1 rRNA gene is annotated in these 1,025 nt (G+C 53.1%); it reads left to right on the forward strand.

Annotated elements, in window-relative coordinates:
* Positions 1-1,025: ribosomal RNA gene (locus tag NC799_RS18290) — 23S ribosomal RNA — on the forward strand; the annotation flags it as partial.

The raw sequence follows: 1,025 nt of genomic DNA on the forward strand, positions 1-1,025 counted from the left end.
TTTACTCTTTCGCTTTGGTAGGAGAGCGTTCTAAGTGCTGCGAAGTCAGACCGTGAGGACTGGTGGAGCGCTTAGAAGTGAGAATGCCGGTATGAGTAGCGAAATAGAAGTGAGAATCTTCTACACCGAATGCCTAAGGTTTCCTGAGGAAGGCTCGTCCGCTCAGGGTTAGTCGGGACCTAAGCCGAGGCCGAAAGGCGTAGGCGATGGACAACAGGTTGATATTCCTGTACCACCTCATAATCGTTTGAACGATGGGGGGACGCAGTAGGATAAGGAATGCGCGCCGCTGGATGTGCGCGCCCAAGCAGTGAGTGAGTCAGATAGGCAAATCCGTCTGGCAATCACAAGCTGTGATGGGGAGGGAACTATAGTACCGAAGTTCCTGATTTCACACTGCCAAGAAAAGCCTCTAGTGAGATTATAGGTGCCCGTACCGCAAACCGACACAGGTAGGCGAGGAGAGAATCCTAAGGTGATCGGGAGAACTCTCGTTAAGGAACTCGGCAAAATGACCCCGTAACTTCGGGAGAAGGGGTGCTTCTTGCATGAGAAGCCGCAGTGAAAAGGCCCAAGCGACTGTTTAGCAAAAACACAGGTCTCTGCGAAGCCGTAAGGCGAAGTATAGGGGCTGACACCTGCCCGGTGCTGGAAGGTTAAGGGGATGCGTTAGTCTTTGACGAAGCGTTGAACCGAAGCCCCAGTAAACGGCGGCCGTAACTATAACGGTCCTAAGGTAGCGAAATTCCTTGTCGGGTAAGTTCCGACCCGCACGAAAGGTGCAACGACTTGGGCACTGTCTCAACGAGAGACCCGGTGAAATTATACTATGCGTGAAGATGCGCATTACCCGCGACAGGACGGAAAGACCCCGTGGAGCTTTACTGTAGCCTGATATTGAATGTTGGTACAGCTTGTACAGGATAGGTGGGAGCCTAAGAAGCGTGAGCGCTAGCTTACGTGGAGGCGTCGGTGGGATACCACCCTGGCTGTACGGACCTTCTAACCCACGACCGTGATCCGGT

Source organism: Aquibacillus salsiterrae (genome assembly GCF_028416595.1).
In the GTDB taxonomy this organism is placed as follows: domain Bacteria; phylum Bacillota; class Bacilli; order Bacillales; family Amphibacillaceae; genus Aquibacillus_A; species Aquibacillus_A salsiterrae.